Origin of the sequence: Fibrella aquatica, assembly GCF_041321135.1 — a bacterium.
Taxonomy (GTDB): domain Bacteria; phylum Bacteroidota; class Bacteroidia; order Cytophagales; family Spirosomataceae; genus Fibrella; species Fibrella aquatica.
The window spans coordinates 1-22,389 of record NZ_JBGGWF010000006.1 but is presented as its reverse complement, the minus strand read 5'-3'; the positions used below and the strand labels follow the sequence as shown (position 1 = coordinate 22,389).

Annotated in this window: 19 protein-coding genes; 12 read left to right on the top strand and 7 right to left on the bottom strand. The window is 51.8% G+C overall.

Annotated elements, in window-relative coordinates; all coding sequences use genetic code 11:
- Positions 1-16 precede the first annotated feature (16 nt).
- Positions 17-520 carry a hypothetical protein gene (locus ACAW87_RS15155; protein ID WP_370724330.1) on the top strand — a complete coding sequence of 168 codons (504 nt, stop codon included), beginning with the start codon at positions 17-19 and terminating at the stop codon, positions 518-520.
- Positions 521-601: 81 nt separating this feature from the next.
- Here the strand turns inward: ACAW87_RS15155 and ACAW87_RS15150 are convergent, their stop codons facing one another.
- Positions 602-2,731, bottom strand: coding sequence for a prolyl oligopeptidase family serine peptidase (locus ACAW87_RS15150; RefSeq protein WP_370724328.1), 2,130 nt, complete (start codon positions 2,729-2,731; stop codon positions 602-604).
- Between the two features lie 126 nt (positions 2,732-2,857).
- Here ACAW87_RS15150 and ACAW87_RS15145 point away from each other — a divergent pair, with 126 nt between their 5' ends.
- The 4 genes from ACAW87_RS15145 (at position 2,858) to ACAW87_RS15130 (ending at position 6,088) form a co-directional block, all read left to right on the top strand.
- Positions 2,858-3,784, top strand: a complete 927-nt coding sequence (locus tag ACAW87_RS15145; protein ID WP_370724327.1) for a DUF1207 domain-containing protein — start codon at positions 2,858-2,860, stop codon at positions 3,782-3,784.
- A 111-nt stretch (positions 3,785-3,895) separates the two neighbouring features.
- Positions 3,896-5,227: an adenylosuccinate lyase gene (gene purB, locus ACAW87_RS15140; RefSeq protein ID WP_370724325.1), complete on the top strand. Its 1,332-nt coding sequence runs from the start codon at positions 3,896-3,898 to the stop codon at positions 5,225-5,227.
- A 57-nt stretch (positions 5,228-5,284) separates the two neighbouring features.
- Entirely contained in the window at positions 5,285-5,527 is a 243-nt protein-coding gene (locus tag ACAW87_RS15135; RefSeq protein WP_370724324.1) for a hypothetical protein, read from the top strand.
- A gap of 3 nt (positions 5,528-5,530) precedes the next feature.
- Positions 5,531-6,088: a hypothetical protein gene (locus tag ACAW87_RS15130; RefSeq protein ID WP_370724322.1), complete on the top strand. Its 558-nt coding sequence runs from the start codon at positions 5,531-5,533 to the stop codon at positions 6,086-6,088.
- Here ACAW87_RS15130 and ACAW87_RS15125 read toward each other — a convergent pair.
- The 4 genes from ACAW87_RS15125 to gatB form a co-directional block, all read right to left on the bottom strand.
- Complete coding sequence (locus tag ACAW87_RS15125; RefSeq protein WP_370724320.1) at positions 6,060-6,647, bottom strand: Uma2 family endonuclease; 588 nt, start codon at positions 6,645-6,647, stop codon at positions 6,060-6,062. The genes ACAW87_RS15130 and ACAW87_RS15125 overlap by 29 nt on opposite strands.
- A 61-nt stretch (positions 6,648-6,708) precedes the next feature.
- Entirely contained in the window at positions 6,709-7,512 is an 804-nt protein-coding gene (gene proC / locus ACAW87_RS15120) for a pyrroline-5-carboxylate reductase (protein WP_370724319.1), read from the bottom strand.
- Positions 7,513-7,629: 117 nt separating this feature from the next.
- Complete coding sequence (locus ACAW87_RS15115; RefSeq protein WP_370724317.1) at positions 7,630-8,781, bottom strand: redoxin domain-containing protein; 1,152 nt, start codon at positions 8,779-8,781, stop codon at positions 7,630-7,632.
- 62 nt (positions 8,782-8,843) lie between these two features.
- On the bottom strand, positions 8,844-10,325 hold the full coding sequence (gene gatB, locus ACAW87_RS15110) for an Asp-tRNA(Asn)/Glu-tRNA(Gln) amidotransferase subunit GatB (RefSeq protein ID WP_370724316.1): 1,482 nt from the start codon (positions 10,323-10,325) through the stop codon (positions 8,844-8,846).
- Between the two features lie 347 nt (positions 10,326-10,672).
- Between gatB and bshC the strand changes: the two genes are divergently transcribed.
- The 5 genes from bshC to ACAW87_RS15085 all read left to right on the top strand — a co-directional run bounded on the left by bshC (position 10,673) and on the right by ACAW87_RS15085 (position 16,347).
- Positions 10,673-12,241 (top strand): bacillithiol biosynthesis cysteine-adding enzyme BshC, encoded by a 1,569-nt coding sequence (bshC, locus tag ACAW87_RS15105; RefSeq protein ID WP_370724314.1) that lies wholly within the window; start codon positions 10,673-10,675, stop codon positions 12,239-12,241.
- A 104-nt stretch (positions 12,242-12,345) separates the two neighbouring features.
- Positions 12,346-12,942, top strand: coding sequence for a 5-formyltetrahydrofolate cyclo-ligase (locus ACAW87_RS15100; protein ID WP_370724313.1), 597 nt, complete (start codon positions 12,346-12,348; stop codon positions 12,940-12,942).
- 68 nt (positions 12,943-13,010) lie between these two features.
- Positions 13,011-14,429, top strand: coding sequence for an FG-GAP repeat protein (locus ACAW87_RS15095; RefSeq protein WP_370724311.1), 1,419 nt, complete (start codon positions 13,011-13,013; stop codon positions 14,427-14,429).
- A 93-nt stretch (positions 14,430-14,522) separates the two neighbouring features.
- Positions 14,523-15,254 (top strand): porin family protein, encoded by a 732-nt coding sequence (locus tag ACAW87_RS15090; RefSeq protein ID WP_370724310.1) that lies wholly within the window; start codon positions 14,523-14,525, stop codon positions 15,252-15,254.
- Between the two features lie 79 nt (positions 15,255-15,333).
- The gene (locus ACAW87_RS15085; protein WP_370724308.1) at positions 15,334-16,347 is read left to right on the top strand and encodes an aspartate-semialdehyde dehydrogenase; all 1,014 of its coding nucleotides are present in this window, start codon (positions 15,334-15,336) and stop codon (positions 16,345-16,347) included.
- A gap of 124 nt (positions 16,348-16,471) precedes the next feature.
- Here ACAW87_RS15085 and ACAW87_RS15080 read toward each other — a convergent pair whose 3' ends face one another.
- On the bottom strand, positions 16,472-17,650 hold the full coding sequence (locus ACAW87_RS15080; protein ID WP_370724307.1) for an acetyl-CoA C-acyltransferase: 1,179 nt from the start codon (positions 17,648-17,650) through the stop codon (positions 16,472-16,474).
- Between the two features lie 245 nt (positions 17,651-17,895).
- Between ACAW87_RS15080 and ACAW87_RS15075 the strand changes: the two genes are divergently transcribed.
- A complete protein-coding gene (locus tag ACAW87_RS15075; protein ID WP_370724305.1) occupies positions 17,896-19,866 on the top strand; it encodes a M1 family metallopeptidase in 1,971 nt (656 codons plus the stop codon).
- A gap of 209 nt (positions 19,867-20,075) precedes the next feature.
- A complete protein-coding gene (locus tag ACAW87_RS15070) occupies positions 20,076-21,434 on the top strand; it encodes a vanadium-dependent haloperoxidase (RefSeq protein ID WP_370724303.1) in 1,359 nt (452 codons plus the stop codon).
- Positions 21,435-21,540: 106 nt separating this feature from the next.
- On the opposite strand, the gene ACAW87_RS15065 is transcribed toward ACAW87_RS15070, so the two are convergent.
- On the bottom strand, positions 21,541-22,290 hold the full coding sequence (locus ACAW87_RS15065; protein ID WP_370724301.1) for an ABC transporter ATP-binding protein: 750 nt from the start codon (positions 22,288-22,290) through the stop codon (positions 21,541-21,543).
- Positions 22,291-22,389: the final 99 nt, after the last annotated feature.

Below are 22,389 nucleotides of genomic sequence, written 5' to 3'. Positions count from 1 at the left end.
AACAAGTAAATCCACTATGAAAAAGATTTTCGCAATCATTGCTTTATTCAGCCTAACCCTGCTGACAACCTCGAGCTTCGCTCAGATGGAAATTGATAAAGGCACCAAGTTTGTCAACCTTGGTATTGGTGTTGGTGGCTTTGGTTATGGGGGTATAGGTTTCAACGCTGCAGCTGATCTTGGCGTAGCCAAAAACATTACTGCTGGTGTTCAGGCCGGTTATAGAAGTGCGAGTATTATCTCTGGATACAATGTCAATTATTTAGATCTAGGCGTGCGTGGTTCATACCACTTTAATGAGTTGATCAGCATACCTGAGACTTTCGATGTTTACGCTGGCTTAACACTTACTTACGTAAACGTGTCTACGACTTATAGCACTTATGGCGGATCATCTAGTGGCATATACTTCCCCCTTCACCTCGGTGGCCGTTATATGTTCTCTGAAAAGCTGGGCGGTTTCGCTGAGCTTGGTTCTGCCGTTCAAACCCTGCGGGCAGGCGTGACATTTAAGCTATAAATTCTGGCTTTAACAGCTTCCTAGCAAAATGCCCCGGCCAAATAGTCGGGGCATTTTTGCATATAGGCCGTTGACATCGAACTACTTACTGGCTACTTCTTTCAACGTACCTACGCCCATGTTCCAGAGGATGAACGAATAGATATCGGCGGTTTGCTCGATGTTTTTCTTCGTATTGCTGGCGCCGTGACCCGAGTTTACATCTACACGGATCAGCATAGGGTTGGGGCCTTTGTAGGCTTCCTGCAACGTGGCGGCGTATTTGAACGAATGAGCCGGTACAACCCGATCGTCGTGGTCGGCGGTGGTGATGAGCGTGGCGGGGTAGTTCAGACCCGGCTTGATGTTGTGAATCGGCGAGTAGGGGTAGAGGTATTTGAAATCCTCGGCGTTGTCGGCGCTGCCGTAATCGGCAATCCAGTTCCAGCCAATGGTGAACTTGTGGAATCGAAGCATATCCATTACACCCACCTGCGGAATAGCCACCTTGAACAACTCGGGCCGTTGGTTCATGACCGCTCCCACGAGCAATCCGCCATTTGAACCGCCGCGAATCGCCAGTTTGGCCGACGAGGTGTATTTCTCCTTGATCAGGTATTCGGCCGCCGAAATGAAATCGTCGAACACGTTTTGCTTCTTGCCTTTCATGCCCTGCTCATGCCACTTTTCGCCGTATTCACTGCCGCCCCGTAGGTTGGCTTGTGCATACACGCCGCCCTGCTCCAGGAACGGAATCAGAAATGACGAGAAAGCCGGAGGCAGGCTGACGTTGAATCCGCCATAACCGTACAGAATAGTTGGGTTGGTGCCGTCGAGTTTCGTGCCTTTCTGATAGGTGATGAACATCGGAACCTTTGTGCCGTCTTTGCTGGTGTAGAAAACCTGTTTCGTTTCGTAATCGGTTGGTTTGAAATCGACCTCTGGTTGCCGGAAAACGGTGCTTTTCTTGGTGGCAATATCGTAGCGGTAAATGGTTGGCGGGAAGGTGAATGATGTGAACGTGTAGAACACAAACTTATCGTCGCGTTCGCCGCCAAAGCCACTCACCGAGCCAATGCCCGGTAGCTGAATCTCATTCTCCAGCTTGCCGTTCATATCGTACACATACACTCGCGAGGTTACGTCTTTGGCGTATTGCACAAACAGCTTGCCACCCGCACTGCCCGCGCTGGTCAGCGGCTCAGGCTTTTCAGGAATAACGACCGTCCATTTTTTGGTGGCCGGACTATAACGCATCACCTTGTTGTTGGGGGCATCGGCGTTGGTTTCAATCAGCATATCGCCGCCAATGTTATCAATCACGCCGTACTGATCGTTCGTAATCTCTGATACAACGGGCTGGAAGGTTGACCCTTTTGCCGTAGCATCCAGGAAGTACAACGCGTTGCCGTCTTTGCCTTTACCCCGGTCACTAACGGTCAGGAACGCAAACCGCTCATCGTCCGACGTTCCCAGCGTATGGAACCGCTGCGGATTCTTGGCGTCTTCAAACACCAGCCGATCAGCCGATTGGGGGGTGTTCAACTGGTGGAAGAATACCTGATGATTCTCGTTTTTAGCGGCTAGGGCCGACCCTTCGGGCTTCGGATACCGGCTGTAGTAGAAGCCATTACCCTGCCAGGCTGCTCCCGAAATTTTCACCCATTCCAGCTTTTCGGGCAAGTATTGCTTGGTGGCCATATCCATAATCTGGTATTCCTGCCAGTCAGACCCGCCTTTCGACGTACCCACCACGGCGTACTTACCATCTTTAGAGAGCGAAAAAGCACCCAGCCGAGTGGTGCCATCGGTCGAGAGTTTGTTGGGGTCTATTACAACCTCGGGTTTACCATCAAGCCCTTTTTGCCGGTATAGCACCGACTGATTTTGCAGGCCGTCGTTTTTCGAGAAATAGAAGTAGTCTCCTTTCCGCGATGGAGCCGAATATTTGGGGTAGTTGTACACCTTTTCGAGCCGGTCCTGTAACTGTTTCCGGTAGGGGATTTTGTCGAGAAAGGCGTTGGTGACCTCATTTTCGGCCTTTACCCAGGCCGCCGTTTCGGCCGACCGGTCATCTTCGAGCCAGCGGTAAGGGTCGGCCACGGTGGTGCCGTGGTAATTGTCAACATGGTCGACCTTGCGGGTGACCGGGTACGTAAGTGGTCCCGATTGGGCCAAAGCGGCGGTGGTGCCAAGCATAAGGGAGAAGCCGATAAGAGGTAGTTTTTTCATGTGCTTGATGAATAGTAAGACAACAACCCCTAAAGTTCGTTCATGCCGCACAGAAATGTGCACTACTGAAGGTTAAAATGCGACAGCCGTTTTCGATACCTTTGCTGTTTGTTTTCTCCCACCCGCATGAGACTATTTTTACTCATCAGTGCGTTTTGCCTTTTCAGCCTAACCGCCCGGCCGCAATCAGCCACCGATACCACGGCTTACCCACGCAAAGAATGGTTTCCCAAAAACCATTTGTTCGCCCCCATCCTGCTCGACCCGCTCGAAGCGCAGGTATACGGCAGTGCGTTGCCCTACTTCAACACCACCGGTGAACGAAAAGTGGGTACAACCGCAACTGATACCCGCGACAAAGACCTGAACCAGGGAACGGTGGTTCCCTTTGCATTTGGGTTTCACAAGCCGTTCTACCGCGTCACCACTGCGCCGGGACAAGCGCACGAATGGGGGCTCGATGTGGGTTCGTTTACCCAGTTTCAGGTGTTTGGCGACACCACCCGGTTTGCCAAGAAACCCGGTCAGGTGGTCTACAAGATCATCAACAACGATTATAAGCTTAGTTTCTGGTACAACCTCCGCAAAGGCCGTAATAGCTACCGTGTTCGATTATATCATATCTCATCGCATCTGGGCGACGATTATCTGGTTCGGTATCAGCTCAATTATTACACGCCAAACGCCGTTAACTACGAATTGCTCGACGTTACGGCCAGTCGCGATCTGCCCAATGGCCTGCGGGTGTATGGCAACGCGGGGGTATGCCTGCGTGGCCAAAGCGAACGCGAACGATTCAACGTGCAGTTTGGGGCCTATTACCGCGAACCGGGCAACAAACGGCAACGACTGGTAGGTGGTTTCGACGCCAAGTTCTGGCAACAAACCGATTTTAGACCAGGCATCCACGCGGGTATCGGCTACGAATTGGGCCGGTCTACCCAAAACCTGACCGCCATGCTCGATATGTATTACGGCTACCGGCCCTACGGCCAATACGAATACCAAACAGTTTCATGGGCCGGTATCGGCCTTTACTTTAATCCATTCTAAAATAGTTTGGAGTTTGTTGTTTGAGGTTTGTTGTTGCGCGGCTAGGCTAACCAAGTTTAGATGTAGCAGCGCAACAACAAACCTCAAACAACAAACTCCAAACCCCCTTTTATGTCCCTCACTGCAATTTCTCCCATAGATGGACGCTACGCCAAACAGGTGTCGGCGTTGGCGCCTTACTTTTCAGAGCTTGGCCTGATTCGCTACCGGGTACGTATCGAAATCGAGTATTTCATTGCCCTTTGCGAATTGCCACTGCCCCAATTGGCCGATGTTGACAAGGCAACTTACCCAGCCTTACGCGCGTTGTACGAGCAGTTTTCGGAGGCAGATGCCGTGCGTGTAAAAACGATTGAAGCTACGACCAACCACGATGTTAAAGCGGTTGAGTATTTCATCAAGGAAAAGCTGAAAGGGCTGTCGGTTGAGCCATTTCTGGAGTTTATCCACTTCGGACTGACCTCGCAGGATGTGAACAATACCGCCATTCCGTTGCTGTTACGGGAGGCGTTGACCGAGCAGATCGAGCCTACTTATCGGAAGATCTACATACGCTTGCAGGAACTGGCTGGCCAGTGGGCGGATGTATCGATGCTGGCACGTACCCACGGGCAACCCGCCTCGCCAACCCGCCTTGGCAAAGAGTTGATGGTTTTCTGTGAACGCTTGGAGAAGCAACTGACTATGCTGGCCAACGTACCTACTGCGGCTAAGTTTGGTGGGGCTACGGGGAATTTCAACGCCCACAACGTGGCCTATCCCGAGATTGATTGGCAATCATTCGGCAATGAGTTCGTCGGAAGTTTGGGTTTGGAACGTAGCCAGTTTACCACGCAGATCGAGCATTACGACATGCTGGCCGCCCTGTTTGATAACTACAAGCGCCTGAACACGATTCTGATCGACCTCGACCGTGACATCTGGACGTATGTGTCGATGAATTACTTTAAGCAGAAGATCAAGGAGGGGGAAGTGGGCTCGTCGGCGATGCCGCACAAAGTGAACCCGATCGATTTCGAGAATTCGGAAGGAAACCTGGGTATTGCCAACGCTATTTTCGAGCATTTGTCGGCTAAGTTACCCATCTCGCGCCTCCAACGCGACCTGACCGACTCGACTGTATTGCGCAACATTGGCGTGCCCTTCGCCCATTCGGTCATTGCCCTGAATGCAACCCTAAAAGGTTTGAATAAACTGGAGCTGAACCAGTCGGCCATTAACGCTGACCTGGAAGCGAACTGGGCCGTAGTGGCCGAAGGCATTCAGACGGTATTGCGCCGCGAGGGCTACCCGCAACCTTACGAAGCCTTAAAAACATTAACGCGTAAAAACGAAGCCATCACTGCCAGTACGATCAGTGAATTCATCGATGGCCTGAACGTAACAGACGCCATCAAAGCTGAGTTACGTACCATCACACCATTTTCGTACACGGGCGTGTAGAGACGCATCCTTGCGTCTATCATCTGGCGTCAGCAATTTCTTTAAACCGAGTTTGATATGACCCACTTTTTAGAAATACTGAAAACCCGGAATGAGGTGCTGTATTACCTGGGCCTTGTCTGCCTAGGTGCGGCGCTGCTATGCGTGGTGCTCATCAAAATCACCAATACAGACGTGATGGGCATCAACGCATGGTACAAACCGTTAAAGTTCTTTCTATCGACGACCATTTTCGTGTGGTCGATGGCTTGGTACACAGGTTATATGGGTACGTCGGGTGCCGTAGTTTGGTATTCGTGAGGCATGGTGGCGCTATTTGCGTTTGAAGATGGGTACGTTGCGTTTCAGGCAGCGCGGGGGCAACTTTCGCACTTCAACGTCAGCACGCCTGTGTATGCCGGTTTATATGGCTTAATGGCTGTCGGCGCCATTGGCATCTCGCTCTGGACAGCTTACATCGGGCTGCTTTTTTTTCGTACCGACTTTCCCGAGCTATCTCCCGCTTATGTATGGGGCATTCGGTTAGGCCTGGTCATTTTCGTGCTTTTTTCCATGCAGGGCCTGGCTATGGGCTCACGATTGACACATACGATCGGCGGTGAAAATGGCAGTCCGGGATTGCCAGTCGTAAACTGGAGCCGCACCTATGGCGATTTACGGATCGCCCATTTTCTGGGCATGCACGCTCTTCAGGTTATTCCGATTCTGGCGTATTACGTGGTCCAAAACGTAAGAGCCGTAGTTGTAATCGGCGCGTTATACGGATTACTCACTACGGCTCTTTTTATTCAGGCGTTACAGGGGAAACCATTGTTTGGGCAACGTACCCAGCCTACGACAAACGGAGGTCACTCAGCGTAAACGCCAGACCCGGCAACACATCTTCGCCAGTCAAAGGCTCATCGAACGATTTGAGGATTTGTACAGAGCCGTCAGCTCGATAGATATACACCAGTTCGGCTTCAGCATCAATTAGCCATGCCAACCGGCAACCGGCGGCCAGCCAATCGTCCTGAATTTTTCGCTGCAAAGCAGGGACAGAATCGGTCGATGAGCGCAACTCAACAATGAAATCCGGGTAGAGCGGTGGAAATTTCTTCCGTTGTTCGTCGGTCAGTGCCTGCCACCGATCATTCGTTACAAAGGCAGCATCGGCAGAGCGCACGGCAGTAGAAGGTAACCGAAAGGCCGTTGACGAATCGAATATTCGTCCTTGCTTAGTTTGTTTCTGCCACGCCATCAGTTGAAACATTATTTCAGCATTTCGGGCTCCAGACTCTCCACCTGTGTTCGACATAACTAGAATGGTACCATTGGGCTCACGTTCAAAACGGAGATTGTCGTTTTGTTGACAAAATTCATAGAATTCATCGTCGTTGAGTCGAAGGCGGTCGTAATGCAATTCGATTACCTCATCCATATTAGTCGTTGTTATTGTCGATTAACTTGATTCTGAAAGATAACAAACTTACTGCGGAAAGTTACCCCTTCGATAACTCTGTGGCACGTACCTGGGCAGCGTGAATGCCGGCTTGCAGCGTGTCTGACAACGTACCTGCCTCAAAGGTGCGGAGAGCGGCTTCGGTGGTGCCGCCTTTGCTGGCTACGGCCTTAATCAGATCGTCGAGCGATTTGTCGGCGTTGTTGATCAGGTGGTACGAGCCAAGCATTGTCTGTTTTACCAGCAGCGACGCCGTGCCTTCGTCGAAACCCATCTGCTTGCCTGCTTCGACCATCGCCTTCACCACGTAATAGAAATACGCTGGCCCACTGCCGCTGAGCGCCGTAACGGCATCGAGCATCGCCTCGTTTTCGAGGAATATCGACCGGCCCGTGGCGTTAATCAGGTTCTCGACCCGGCGTAGGCTGGTGGCGTCGACTTCGGGCGAGGCCGTAAAGCCGGTGATGCCCATGCCGAGCATTGCCGGTGTGTTGGGCATAGCCCGAATCACCATACGGTGGCTCAGCCGCTCCTGAATCAGGCTGATTGGAATACCGGCCATGATGGATAAAACTACCTGCCGGGGCTGAATCACGGCACGTAACTCGTCCTGCGCCGACGCAAAATCCTGTGGTTTTACCGACAAAATGATCAGGTCACTTTCGCCCACAAGCGGGCTAATGGTGTCGACCACAACGCCCGCTTTTTCGGCGCGTAACGTCTCCGACCGTTCGGCACTTTTCTCGATCAGCGTCAGGTTTTCTTTTTTTACGAGGTCGTATTGCAGAAAGGACTTGGCAAACGCCATGCCCATGTTACCACAGCCAAGGATAGCTATTTTCATAAGAGGAAGGTATAGAATCGTAGAGACGCAAGATTTTGCGTCTCTCATGCGTCAGCAATTTTTGCGCGTATTGCTGACGCATGAGAGACGCAAAATCTTGCGTCTCTACGTTACGGCTTATTTCAACATTTCAGTCAGTTTCGCCTCCAGCGCGTCGCCGCGTAGGTTTTTGGCGATGATCTTGCCGCTTGGGTCGAGCAGGAACGTAGCGGGAATGGCGCTGACGCCATACTGTTGCGCCGCATACGACTGCCAGCCTTTCAGGTCAGATACGTGTGTCCAGGTCAGGTTATCGTTCCGGATGGCACGTACCCAGGCTTCGCGTTTGCCGGGGTTATCGAGCGATACGCTGTAGATGGCAAAGCCTTTTTCTTTGAACTTGTCGTACATCCGAACCACGTTAGGGTTCTCGTTTCGGCAAGGTCCGCACCAGCTAGCCCAGAAGTCGATCAGTACGTATTTGCCGCGTAGCGATGATAGTGGTACAGCGGTTCCATTGGTGTCGGCCAGCGAAATTTCGGGCGCTTCTGAACCAACTGAGACACCCCGAATGCGGGAGATACTGCCTACAAACGCTTTTGAATGAATGCTGTTGGGCTTTTCCTTCTCGAACCGACGGGCTAAAGTATCCAGCACGGGAAAGTCGGTTTCTACGTTCAGAAAGTTGGTCGCATACAAAGCGGCAAGCGACGTACCCAGCTCGGGTAGCATGGCTTTCACTTTGGTCGTATTGGCCTTCGTTACATCATCGAACGACTTTTCAATCTGAGTCATCAGTTTGGCGTCATTCCGGGCCTGTGCTTCCTGATACGACTTCAGTAATTCTTTACCCTTTGCATCTACATCAGACTGCATCTGAAAGAGTTGCCGAAACTGATCGTTGGTTTTTGAACCACTCATGCTGACCTGTGGCTTGGGACGGTCCGCCGCTGCGGCAGGTGCGTTTTTCTCTTTACCTTTTACGCCAGGTGACACCATCACTTGAATGGTCTCGCCGCCTTCGAGCAAAACAGGCGTTTTGGTGGTAGAATTAAGCGTAAGTATGTAAATGTTGCCACCTTCGGGCACCGCTGTCTTTAGCGAAAAGCGATTGTCGGCACTCACAACAGCCGAATCAAGCCGAACGGCAGGGTTGTTATTGGTTTCCAGATAGACCTTGCTACCCGGTGCTACTGTTTTCAGCAGACCAGTTACGATCGACTCTTTTGTTTGCGCCTGAGCGGCCACGCCAGCCAGCAGGAAGGCCAGACCAAGAAATACTTGTTTCATGTTTAGTTTCAGTTAACTCCTTCGACGGGTTTGGTCGGGAGTCGTTTAATGACTAACAAAAATCAGCCCAACGTTTTAACCACTAATTGATTGACCAGTTTCGGATCGGCCGACCCTTTCGACTTTTTCATGACTTCGCCAACAAAAAGACCGAGCAGGTTCTTTTTTCCTTTCCGGTACTGCTCCACTTTGTCGGGCCAGGCGGCAAGTGTCTGATCTATTAACGATTGTAACGCGTCTGTATTACGGTTCTGTAACAAGCCGTTAGCCGTTGCCAGTTCAGCAGGGCTAGCATTTGGCTGGGCCACCATTAACCCGAAAATAGTTTGGGCCGCCGTCTGGCTCACCGTGCCCTCATCGATTAGGCGAATCAGCGAGGCCAGCGCCGATGCCGATACCGGAAATTGCCCTTCACGCGCCATCCGTTCGGTGAGTTGGGCCTTCAACGGACCCATCACCCAGTTCGAGGCGGCTTTGAAGTTCGGCGTTTCGGCGCAAACGGCTTCGTAGAAATCGGCCAGTTCGCGGGTGTCGGTCAGTAGAGCCGCGTCGTAGTCGGGCAGGCCGTAATGGGTAGTGAATTTTAGGTATCGTTCACGGGGGAGGGCGGGCATCTGGGTACGTATCTCTGCCATCCACTCGTCAGAAATAACCACCGGCATCAGATCGGGGTCGGGAAAATAGCGGTAGTCATTCATGCTTTCCTTTTCGCGCATGCCCAATGTCTGGCCGGTTGCCGCGTCGAACGTGCGGGTTTCCTGAATCAGTCGACCACCCGCTTCCGTAACGGTCACCTGCCGGTTAAACTCACTGTCGACAGCCCGCTGCACATTGCGGATCGAGTTCAGGTTTTTTACCTCCACTTTCGTGCCCAATTCGGTAGCACCTCGCGGGCGGATCGATACGTTCACGTCGCACCGGAGCGAGCCCTCTTCCATGTTGCCGTCGCAGATGCCGAGGTAACGAACCAGCCGCCGCACTTCGGTCAGAAACTGACCTGCTTCGTCGGCCGACCGCAAACAGGGGTCCGTCACCATCTCGATTAATGGCGTACCGGCGCGGTTATAGTCGAGGCAGGTGGCCATGGGGTCGGCGTCGTGAATGCTTTTACCGGCGTCTTCTTCGAGGTGAATATGATGCAGTTGAATGACCGTGTCGCGCACCACACCATCGAAATCGCGGGCTTTTACGGGAATACCGCCACCTACGCAGATTGGCCCTTTGTCTTGCGAAAGTTGATAGCCTTTAGGCAGGTCGGGATAGAAATAATTTTTGCGGGCAAACACGTTGCGGCGTGTAATCTCGCTGCCACAGGCAATACCCATCCTGACGGCGTAGTCTACCGCCACGCGGTTAGCTTTGGGCAACGCCCCCGGATGCGCCAGCGTCACCACGCTCACCTGCGTGTTGGGTTCGGCCCCGAACGCATTGGCATCGGCGGCAAACATTTTGCTTTGGGTCAGCAACTGGCAATGCACTTCCAGCCCAATAACAGCTTCGTATTGGGTTGTGGGTGTGTATACTACGGTCGGTTCGGTTTGCATCGGGGCAAAGATAAGGGGGGAAAGGGGTTTCAAGTGCGCTGCTACCGCGTAGCTGGCGCGAGCATGTGCTCGTGCCTTTCATGTCGCAAGCCGGGACGCCGGACCGATCCGCTTGCACAGCGCGAAAGCGCAATATGGTAGAATCTGACAAACGGTAATACTACAAGTAGGTTCTTTGCTCTACCGTATTGCCCTGTCGGGCAGCAAGCAAATGCTTGCGACATAGGGGGCACGAGCACATGCTCGCGCCAGCTACGCGGTAGCAGCGCACCTGAAACTTGAAATCTGAAACTTGAAACTCACTGATCACGTTGAACCCCCTGTAACCCGTCATTCGTTTCGCCTGCATGGATTGTCAATACGTGCCACTATCGGCCACCGGCCAGTTTTCGTCTCTATTTCTCGACTATTTGGCCCAAAAAGAGGCAGTCAAGCCCTTCTATGGCGAGTTTCCTACTCTCGATGCATTTCCCCGGCAGATTCAGCAGAAACAGTTTTCCGCCGAAAATCGGAATGTCCTGGCTGATGTGCTGACCCGGCAATACGCGAATCTCAGCAACCCCGCCGTAGCGGGGCAGGCCGTACCTGGCATCGACCTGTTACGGCAGCCCAATACGTTTACGGTCACTACCGGTCATCAGCTGAATATTTTTACAGGGCCGCTCTACGTCGTTTACAAGATCGTCACGATTCTGAATCTGGCAAAGAAGCTAAAGGAAACGTACCCGGACTACAATTTTGTGCCCGTCTACTGGATGGCGACGGAAGATCATGACTTTGCCGAAATCAACCATTTTCGCTTGTTCGGACGTACCCATACCTGGGAAACGGAACAACGCGGAGCCGTTGGGCGCATGAATCCCCGCGAACTGGCCGATTTGCTGAAGACCATTCCCGAAAAGTTACCGCTCTTTGAAAAGGCTTATCTGAACCACGATACGCTGGCCGATGCCGTTCGATATTACATGCACGAACTGTTCGGTGCCGAAGGCCTGATTTGCCTGGATGCCGATGATGCCGACCTGAAGCGAATTTTCTCACCCATCCTACGCGACGAGTTGCTGAAACAGAACACGAGCGCGCTGGTTAATGGCACTACCGAGACGTTGAACGAGCTGGGTTATAAAACACCAATTTCGCCCCGCGATATTAATTTGTTTTACCTCACCGATGGCCTTCGCGAGCGCATTGCCCGCACCGACGATGGGTATGAAGTGCTGAACACAAAACTGCATTTCACCGAAGCCGAACTACTGGCTGAACTGGAATCGAATCCCGAACGGTTTAGCCCGAATGTGGTGATGCGGCCTTTATATCAGGAAGCCATTCTCCCCAACCTGGCGTATATCGGTGGTCCGTCAGAGGTGCCCTACTGGCTACAGCTGAAAGCGGAATTCGAGCAGTATGGGCTGGCTTTCCCAATGCTGATGCCCCGGAATTTTGCGCTCTACGTACCCAGAGTGGCTGCCCGACGAATAAACAAACTGGGTCTGACCGTCACCGACATGTTTCAGGACGTGGTTGCCCTGAAACGAGCCTATGTAGAGCATCACGCCGAGCACAGCCTTAAGTTCGACGCCGAAAATAAGGTGGTGAATAAAGCGTTAGCTACTATTCTGCAAAAAGCGCAACTGGTTGATCCAACCCTGGAAAAAGCGGTTCTGGCCGAAACCAAGCGGTTTGCGAATGCCGTAGTTCGTCTGGAAAAAAAGATGCGCCGCGCCGAAGAGCATAATCAGGAAACGGGCGTTCGGCAGCTGCTGACGGTGAAAGAAGAACTCTTCCCCGGTGGCACTCCGCAGGAGCGCATCGATAATTTCCTGACGTTTTACCTCAACGACCCCCAATTCCTGCAAAAGCTGCTCGCCAGTTTTAACCCGCTCAATTACCAGATGCAGGTGTGTTTGGAGGGGTGAAATGATGTTTGTGGTTTGTGGTTTGAGGTTTGTGGTTGCGCTGCTAAGCCGCAGACTGGTTAGTGCGCAGCGCAAACACAAACCTCAAACCACAAACATCTTTTATGCTCAAAGCTGAACTTCGCCAACTCTATAAAGCCAAACGCGCTGCCTTGTCGGCTGACGAAGCCTACGATTTAAGTCAGCAGATCGCCGGTCATTTCTTTGCCAACGACCGAATTGTGGCTTGTTTGGCAAAGCCCAGTGCCATTGTGCATACGTACCTACCTATTCAGCGGCAGAACGAGGTCAATATCTGGCCCATTATTTACCACCTCTGGCGCGACTTTCCGCAGGTACGTACCTGGTCATCGGTAACTGAGCCGATGAGTCATACGCTACAGCACTTTCAGCTAACAGCAGATACGGTCCTGATAAAAACAAAATGGGGTATTCCCGAGCCATCAGGTACGTTCGAGCAAGTAACGGGGCAGCCTGATTTAGTCATTATTCCGCTATTGGCGTTCGATGAAAAGGGAAACCGTGTTGGTTATGGCGGTGGCTACTACGATCGCTTTCTGGCTGACGCGAAGAGCGATTGTCTGAAAGTAGGTTTGTCTTTTTTTGAACCGGTCGAGCAGATTGATGACGTGGAGAAAACCGACGTTCTGCTAGATGCTTGTGTAACGCCTGATGGCCTGATGTCTTTTCGCACAACGTAACTGAATAGTGTGTAGTTAGTCTATTTGGCGTATCAATCTGTCTCCTTATTTTTGACAAAACCACCGCCATGAAACTACATCTATCCACTTTCCTGCTATTTCTGTTTCTGAGTAATCATATCGTTCATGCCCAAATCGGCATCAGCGGATCAGCACACCCCTCTGCCGCACTCGATGTGAAGAGCCCCGGCAATGACAAGGTGTTTTACCCGCCCCGCCTCACCACCGCCCAACGCAATGCCATTCCAAACCCACAAGCCGGTGCCTTTGTGTATGACATAGAGAAGGGCACGATGTACCTCCACGACGGCCAAAGTTGGTTACCACTTGTTGTTACGTTGCCTGCTCTAACAACGCCTATTAACCGTACTGCCAGCGATGGAGGTGGGTACGATTATTTTGGCAGCAGCGTATTTATTCAAGGCGATTATGCTATTGTGGGGGCATCCACACACGCTTCGGCAACAGGAGCCGCCTATATCTTTGTTCGCACTGGCAATGGCTGGTCTGAGCAGCAGAAGATAACCCCTACTGACGCCGCTTCTCTTGATTTTTTTGGCTTTAGCGTCAGCTTGTCAGGGAATTACGCGTTTGTAGGGGCTATGGGTAAAACCATTAACGGAAATACAGGACAGGGCGCTGTTTATGTGTTTGTCCGTTCAGGGTCTACCTGGTCACAGCAGCAGCGAATTACAGCTAGTGATGGATCAAAAGGAGACAATTTTGGCCGTAATCTTGCCGCTTCGGGCGATTATATAGTTGTTGGCGCCCGAAGTAAAATAATTGGAGGTAATGCCGCTCAGGGAACTGCTTATGTGTTTATGCGGTCAGGAACTAGCTGGTCAGAGCAACAACGCATTATCGCGTCTGATGGAGCGGTCAATGATAACTTTGGCGATGCTGTAGCGATAGATGGCGACTACGCTGTAATCGGTGCCAGTGGTAAAACAATTAATGGAAATTCAGGGCAGGGGGCGGCTTATGTGTTTACCAGATCGGGAACATCCTGGTCTCAGCAACAGCGACTTGTCGCTACCGAAGGATCTACGGGCGATAACTTTGGCAGTAGTGTGTCTATTCTGAACGACCTTGCCGTGGTAGGCGCACCAAATAAAACGATTGCCGGTAACAGTGAGCAAGGGGCGGTCTATCTGTTTACTCGATCAGGGACCACCTGGAATCAGCAACAGTTATGGCTGAATGGTGGCGAAGGAGCAGCATATGATAATTATGGAAAAAGTGTTTCATTATCAGGAGACTATATAGTAATAGGGGCCCCCAGGAAAGTGGTTGCAGGTAATTATGCACAAGGTTTGGCCTACTTATTTAAGCGAAACAGCGGTGGGTATTGGTCACAATTTCGGCGAATTACAGACAATCCATCCACCAATACCTATAATGGCTGGGCTGTAGGTATAAGCAACGGCACATTTATCATCGGTAGTTCTTTTGGTGTAGGTAAGGTCGCTTTTGGCACGGTAGACTAACTGACTCGATTAGTGAGTAAAGAAGCAGGCAGATGAATTGACATCTGCCCGCTTCTTCCGTTTTTTGTGTCTATCAAACATGCTAATCAAGTTATGAAACGCTTTTGTCTAGCCGTATCTATTTGCTTACTAGCCGTTATCAGTGTATCTGCTCAGGTACGTTACGGTGTCATGGGTAGCGTACAGGCCAGTGATGTGACCTCGGTAGTGGATCTGACGTCGCTGGATGCAACGTTGGGTACGTTAGAGGTGCCTATTGACCAACGGGTAGGATTCCGGGCCGGGCTAATGGTCGATGTGCCTGTTACAGAACGACTGTCCATTCAGCCGCAACTGCTGTACTCGGTGAAAGGTGGCAATGTAGATGTAGGTACGTTCATACAAGATGCGCTGGTCCGCTTTGGCGTTTCCGGCACGTTTCCCATCGAAAATTCGGTCTCGAAAGTGGTTGTCAATTATGTTGAACTGCCTGTCCTTGTCACCTACCGCTTTGCGGCGGGTCCGGGGCAGTTTCTGGTAGGGGCGGGGCCTTATGCAGCCGTGGCTATCGGCGGAACCGTCAACGGTGAACCTATCGACTTCGATACCAATGGTTTTCGAAAACGCGATTTTGGCGCAACAGCCTCGCTTGGATATGAACTTCCCGGAGGATTGTCTTTGTCGGCATACTATGCACACGGGCTGTACAACTTCTCGAAAAATGCGACCCCCAATTTTGCGGCCATCAATCCAACTAACCCTACGGCATCCATAGACCCGTCGGCTTTTGGGGGTACGCTCCGAAACCGTAGCTACGGGCTAACAATCGGGTATTTTATCAGGTAAGCAGCCTGGATAAACTGCCATGTATCGAAAAAAGGCCGTACTTTTGCGGTCAATTTTTCAATAAAACGTCGAAAATTCTATGAAAATCGCAGTCGTTGGGGCCACGGGCTTAGTCGGTGGCGAAATGCTGAAGGTACTGGCCGAACGGAATTTCCCGGTCACCGAACTCATTCCTGTCGCTTCTGAGCGGTCGGTTGGTAAACAGGTGATGTTCAAGGGTAAACCCGTGACGGTGGTCGGCTACGATGAGGCTATCGCCCGCAAACCCGCGATTGCCATCTTCTCAGCTGGTGGCAGTACATCGCTCGAACTGGCTCCGCGCTTTGCCGAGGCTGGTATTACCGTAATCGATAATTCGTCGGCCTGGCGCATGGACCCTACCAAGAAACTGGTGGTGCCCGAGGTAAACGCCGACACGCTGACGGCCGAAGATAAGATCATCGCCAACCCCAACTGTTCAACCATTCAGATGGTGGTGGTGTTGAAGCCGCTGCATGAGAAATACAAGATCAAGCGGGTGGTAGTGTCAACGTATCAGTCGGTGACCGGAACGGGTAAAGCGGCTGTTGATCAGCTTTTTGCCGAACGCAATGGCGATGAGTCGGTAGCGAAGGTGTATCCGCACCCGATTGACCTGAACGTGTTGCCCCACATCGATGTGTTTCTCGATAATGGCTACACTAAGGAAGAGATGAAGATGGTGAAGGAAACGACCAAGATCATGGGCGATGACTCGATTCGGGTTACGGCCACAACGGTCCGGATTCCAACCATCGGCGGTCACTCAGAAGCCGTGAACATCGAGTTTGAAAATGACTTTGATGTGAAGGAGGTGATGGAATTACTGAGCAACGCCGAAGGGGTGATTGTGCAGGATGACCCCGCCAATAAAATTTACCCGATGCCCTTAACCGCTCACGGTAAAGACGAAGTATTTGTAGGCCGTATCCGCCGCGACGAGAGTCAGGACAATACGCTGAACCTCTGGATTGTGGCCGATAACCTCCGCAAAGGAGCCGCCACCAACGCCGTTCAGATCGCCGAATACCTGATGAAGCACGAATTGGTTGGCGAAAGTGCCACGTTAGCTTAAGCGAAGTATCAGCTCTTATCATAAAAAAATGCCCTGCTACACTAGTGGCAGGGCATTTTTACGTAACGCGGACTTTAGTCCGCATTTTATTCATTCAAATACGGACTGATGTCCGTGTTACGAATCAGTTCAGCCGCTCGAAAATACCGGCTACACCTTGTCCGCCGCCTACGCAGGCCGACACCATACCGTATTTCTCGTTACGACGACGCATCTCGTTCAGCAGTTGCACCGACAAACGGGCACCGGTTGAACCGAGGGCGTGGCCCAGGGCTATGGCGCCACCGTTGTGGTTGATTTTGCTCTTGTCGAGACCCAGTTCCTGAATAACGGCCAACGATTGAGCGGCAAAGGCTTCGTTTAGCTCAATCTGGTCAATATCGTCCTGTTTCAAACCCGCTTTTCGCAACGCGATGGGAATAGCCGCTACAGGGCCAATACCCATGATGCGCGGCTCAACACCTGCCGATGCATATGACATCATCCGGGCAATGGGCTTCAGATTCAACTCATTCACCAGCCGCTCTGACATCACAATCACAAACGCAGCTCCATCAGAAGTTTGCGATGAGTTACCCGCCGTTACCGAACCGCCCGTTGCAAAAACTGGCCGTAGCTTAGCAAGGCCTTCGGCACTTGTGTCTTTCCGGGGACCTTCATCCTGCGAAACCGTCCATTCGCGGGTTTTCTTCTTGCCAAGAGTCGCATCGAAGTACGTTTCTTTCACAGCAATTGGCACAATCTCGTCGGTGAATTTACCGTCGGCCTGAGCGGCCAACGCCCGCTTGTGCGATTCGAGCGCAAACTCATCCTGGGCATCGCGGCTGATCTTAAACTGATCGGCCACCTGCTCGGCGGTCAGGCCCATACCGATGTAATAGTCAGGATGCGATTTGGCAATGTCGTAGTTCAGTGCCGTTTTCCAGCCCATCGTTGGCACCATCGACATCGATTCGGTACCGCCGGCAATAATGCAATCGGCCATACCCGCGTGAATTTTGGCCGAAGCAATGGCAATCGCTTCCAGTCCTGATCCACAATAGCGGTTAATGGTTAGGCCTGGTACGCTGGTTGGTAGCGAAAGGAGGGCAATGTAGCGCGAAATCTGCATGCCTTGCTCGGCTTCGGGCACGGCGTTGCCCACAATCAGGTCTTCAACGCGGGCGGGGTCCAGGTTAGGTACCTGAGCCATCATGTGTTTAATCACCTCGGCGGCCAGGTCGTCGGGGCGGGTCAGGCGCAGGCCACCGCGTGGCGCTTTGCCAACGGGGCTGCGAAAACCAGCAACAATATATGCGTCCATAGAAAGGGCGTTTGATGTTTCGAGTTAACGACGTAACCCGCTATTGAGGTCAGGTACGTCTTACTTAGTAACAAAAGTTGATTCGGAATAGTACAAAGATAGAAAAAATAGTATGCGTGCATACTATTCTGAAAAGACACGTTCACCGCCTATCCAATAGCGAGTTTTATTTCGCCGGAAGCCTGTTAATTTTACAGGGTAATACGTTCGTTGCCCACCGGGCGACATTCCGAAACTGTTAGTTCATGAAAAAACTCCTGATTGGCGTCGCCTGTCTGCTTAGCTGGCAGGGTATGGCCCAAACTTCATCGACAACCACCAGCGGCTACGATCCACGTGTGTTGTTCCACCCCCTGTTCAATATGCAGCCCGGTAACGATTACCGTACGGGCAGCGGCGCACCGGGCCCCCGTTACTGGCAAAACCGAGCCGACTACAAAATCAACGTCACCCTCGACGATGTAGCGCAAACGGTATCTGGCGAGGTAGAGATTACCTACAAAAACAACTCGCCTGAGAGCATGAACTACGTTTGGCTTCAGCTCGACCAGAACGCGTTCAGCGACTCGTCGCGGGCGGCTAAAACGACCCCAATTCAGGGTGGCCGCTTTGGCAACAAAGATTTTGCGGGCGGTTATGGCATCACGAGCGTACAGGTTGAGCAGGGAGCGCGCAAGTTTTCAGCAGCGGCTAATATCGTAAGCGACAGCCGGATGCAGATCAAGCTAACCGAACCCATGAAACCGGGTGGCGATGTGGTGAAGATCAAAATCGCTTACTCGTTCAAGATTCCTGAATACGGCTCAGACCGGATGGGTCAATTGAAGCGGAAAGACGGTATTATCTACGAAGTGGCGCAGTGGTACCCACGGATGTGCGTGTATGATGATATCGAAGGCTGGAACACGCTGCCTTACCTGGGCGCGGGCGAGTTTTACCTCGACTATGGCGATGTTGAATACGCCATCAACGTACCTTGGGATCATATTGTGGTGGGCTCTGGCGATCTGATGAACCCCAACGAAGTGTTGACGGCTGAACAAATTAAGCGGTTGGCGCAGGCTAAGCAGAGCGATAAGACGGTGATGATCCGCAGCAAAGAAGAAGTAACCAGCACCGCTTCACGGCCTAAACAGTCGGGTCGATTAACGTGGCGTTTCAAGTGCATCAACACCCGCGACGTAGCCTGGGCTTCGTCGAAAGCGTTTGTTTGGGATGCCGCCCGCATTAACCTGCCAAGTGGCAAAAAAGCACTGGCTCAATCGGCTTACCCCGCCGAAAGCGCTACGAACGATTCGTGGAACCGTTCGACGGAGTATGTGAAGCACAGCATCGAGTTCTACTCTGATTACATTTTTGAATACTCGTATCCGGTAGCGACTAACGTGGCCGGTATCGTAGGCGGTATGGAGTATCCGGGCATCGTTTTTTGCCAGCACAACTCGAAGAAAGACGGGCTCTTCGGCGTAACCGACCACGAATTTGGCCACAACTGGTTCCCGATGATTGTGGGTAACAATGAGCGTAAATATGCCTGGATGGACGAAGGATTCAACACCTTCATCAACTTCCTGTCGACGGCGGCGTTCAATAAAGGCGAGTACAACCGCGAGCGCGGCACCATGCACGACGTAGCCCCCGCCCTGTATTCACCCGTTGAACCCATCATGACCATTCCTGACGTACAGGCGGCGCGGAACCTAGGTATTCTGGCTTATTACAAGCCGGGTATGGGTCTGCGTATTCTGCGCGAAAGCATCCTTGGCCCTGAGCGGTTCGACTACGCGTTCAAACAGTATGTAGCTCGCTGGGCATTCAAACACCCAACCCCACACGATTTCTTCCGCAGCATGGAAAACGGCGCGGGCGAAGATCTGGGCTGGTATTGGCGCGGCTGGTTCTTCGAGACATGGAAACTCGATCAGAGTGTGAAAGGCGTGAAATACACCGATTCGGCACCCGAAAAAGGCAGTATCATCACTATCGAAAACCTCGACAAACTGGCGATGCCGGCCGTAGTGGAAATTCAGGAAAGCAACGGCAAAAAGACGCGTGTGCAACTACCGGTTGAAATTTGGCAGCGGGGCGGCACCTGGAGCTTTCAGGCTAATACCACGTCGACGATCTCACAGGTAACGATCGACCCAGATGGTAAACTGCCCGACTACAACTCGAAAAACAACACCTGGAAAGGTGAGGTAAGCCCGAGTAACTAGATCAATTTGCTGTTCTCAGTTTGCCGTTTACTGTTGTTCTGCCTGGGTACGTACCTGACAGGAAGTAGCAGTGTAACATAAGACTAAAAAAGGGGCTGTAACTCTGTGTTATAGCCCCTTTCTTCATGTTATAGCTTCTTTTATTCCTAGAAAATCGCGTAATTTTGTAAGACCGGTCCGCCGGTGCGGTACTCTTGTATAACCAACTCATGAAAAGTAAGAAAGTAATACTCTGGAACTGGCTATTGGCGCTTGTATTGCTAGGTGCAGCGGGATGTCAATCAGCTAAACCGGAGGAATACATGCCGAAAGCAATTAATCCGGAGCGTTATAATGCCTGTGTCAATAAACTAACGGAGGTTGTTATTCACGACATATTTTCACCGCCGGTAGCCAGCCGTATTTATGGCTATGCCTCTCTGGCTGGCTACGAGGCTATGGCTCCTTTTAATCCCGATTTTGAATCGCTGGGCGGTAAAGTGAAAATGTTTAAAACCGGCCCTCAGCCAGAAGCGGGGAAAGATTACTGCTATCCGATTGCCGGGGCTAAAGCCTTTATGACGGTAGCCCGCGCCCTGACGTTTTCGACCAACTTCTACGACGATTTTGAGCCGGAATTCTACAAGCAATTCGAGAAAGACGGTGTTCCGAGCGACGTTATCGAACGATCGATGGCGTATGGCGAAGCGGTAGCGAAAAACGTGCTCGATTTTTCGGCAAAAGACCACTACAAGCAAACCCGTGGTTTTAAGCATACCGTTACCAACGACGAAGGAACGTGGGTGCCAACGCCGCCCGCCTACATGGACGCCGCCGAGCCCAAGTGGAACAATATCCGCTGCTGGGTAATGGACACCTGCAATCAGTTCATGCCACCACGCCCTTACGCCTACACTATGGCAAAAGGAAGTCCTTACGAAAAGGAGTTGATGGAGGTCTACGAAACCGGCAAAAAGCTAAGTAAAGAACAGTCGGACATCGCCTATTTCTGGGATGATAATGCGTTTGTGATGAACGTGGCCGGTCACGTCATGTACGCGTCGAAGAAAATGACGCCGGGTGGGCACTGGATGGCTATTGCGCAAACAGTTGGTCGCCAGAAGAAACTGAGCCTGATGCAGATGGCCGAAGCCTACACGCTAACCTCTTTCGCCCTCGCCGATGGGTTTATTGCTTGCTGGGATGAGAAATACCGCAGTAGAACGGTTCGCCCCGAAACGGTTATTAACAAATCGATTGACCCGAAATGGGCACCATTCCTGCAAACGCCACCGTTTCCTGAGTATCCAAGCGGACACAGTACCATCACCGCCGCCGCCGCCACGGTGTTGACCCAGCTGATGGGCGATAACATCGCATTCACCGATTCGACCGAATACAAATACGGCCACGGGGTACGTTCCTTCAAATCGTTTTATGATGCGGCCGACGAAGCATCTGTCAGCCGGTTATACGGTGGTATTCACTACCGCTCAGCGCTCGAAAATGGTTCAATAATGGGCCGCAAAGTTGGCCAGTACGTATTGGAAAAAGCCAAAACCCGCAAAGAGGGGGTGGCTGTAAAGTAGGTCCAAGGGTTTAATGTCTAAAGGTCTAAAGTGGCTTTGCTATCAACCATGATGGAGGTGAAGCAAAGCCACTTTAGACCTTTAGACATTAAACCCTTGAACTATCTTATTTCCCCTGCATCTCTCTCAACAACTTATTCGCGTAGATGAATTCGTTTAGATTGGGTACGTCTGAATGGGCGAGCGTGTCGCTGTTGCCTTCCCAGAGTTTATTTCCTTCGTAGAGGAACATGATTTTCTCACCAATCTCCATCATCGAATTCATGTCGTGCGTGATGACGACCGTGGTGATTTTGTATTCGTCGGTGATCTCTTTGATAAGCTGATCGATTTTAATCGACGTCAGCGGATCGAGGCCAGAGTTGGGTTCATCGCAGAACAGGTACTTCGGGTTCATCACGATGGCACGGGCAATACCGACACGTTTCTTCATACCGCCCGAAATCTCGGAGGGCATCCGCTGTTCGGCATTTTCGAGGCCAACGCGCTGCAACGACGCATGCGCCCGCTCCACTTTTTCCTCCTCTGTCATGGTCGTCAGCATATCGAGCGGAAAGCGGACGTTATCGAACACGCTTTTTGAGTCGAACAGAGCCGATCCCTGAAAGAGAACCCCCATTTCGCGGCGGATGGCCTTGCGGGTGTCATCATCGGCCGTCAGGAAATCGCGGCCATCGTACAGTACTTCGCCTACATCGGGTTGAACAAGGCCGATCATGCACTTGAGCAATACGCTTTTACCCGTGCCGCTTCCGCCAATGATCAAACTGGTTTCGCCCGGTTGAAAACAGCCATCTATACCCGCCAGAACCTGACGGTCGCCAAATGTTTTCTGAATATTTTTTATCTCAATCATATCCTCATAGTACCGAAACGGTCCGCCGCTGCGGCTCCAGCTTCGGTAGTAAAAAACTTGCGGTTTACTAGCTCTATTTAACTACCGAAGCTGGAGCCG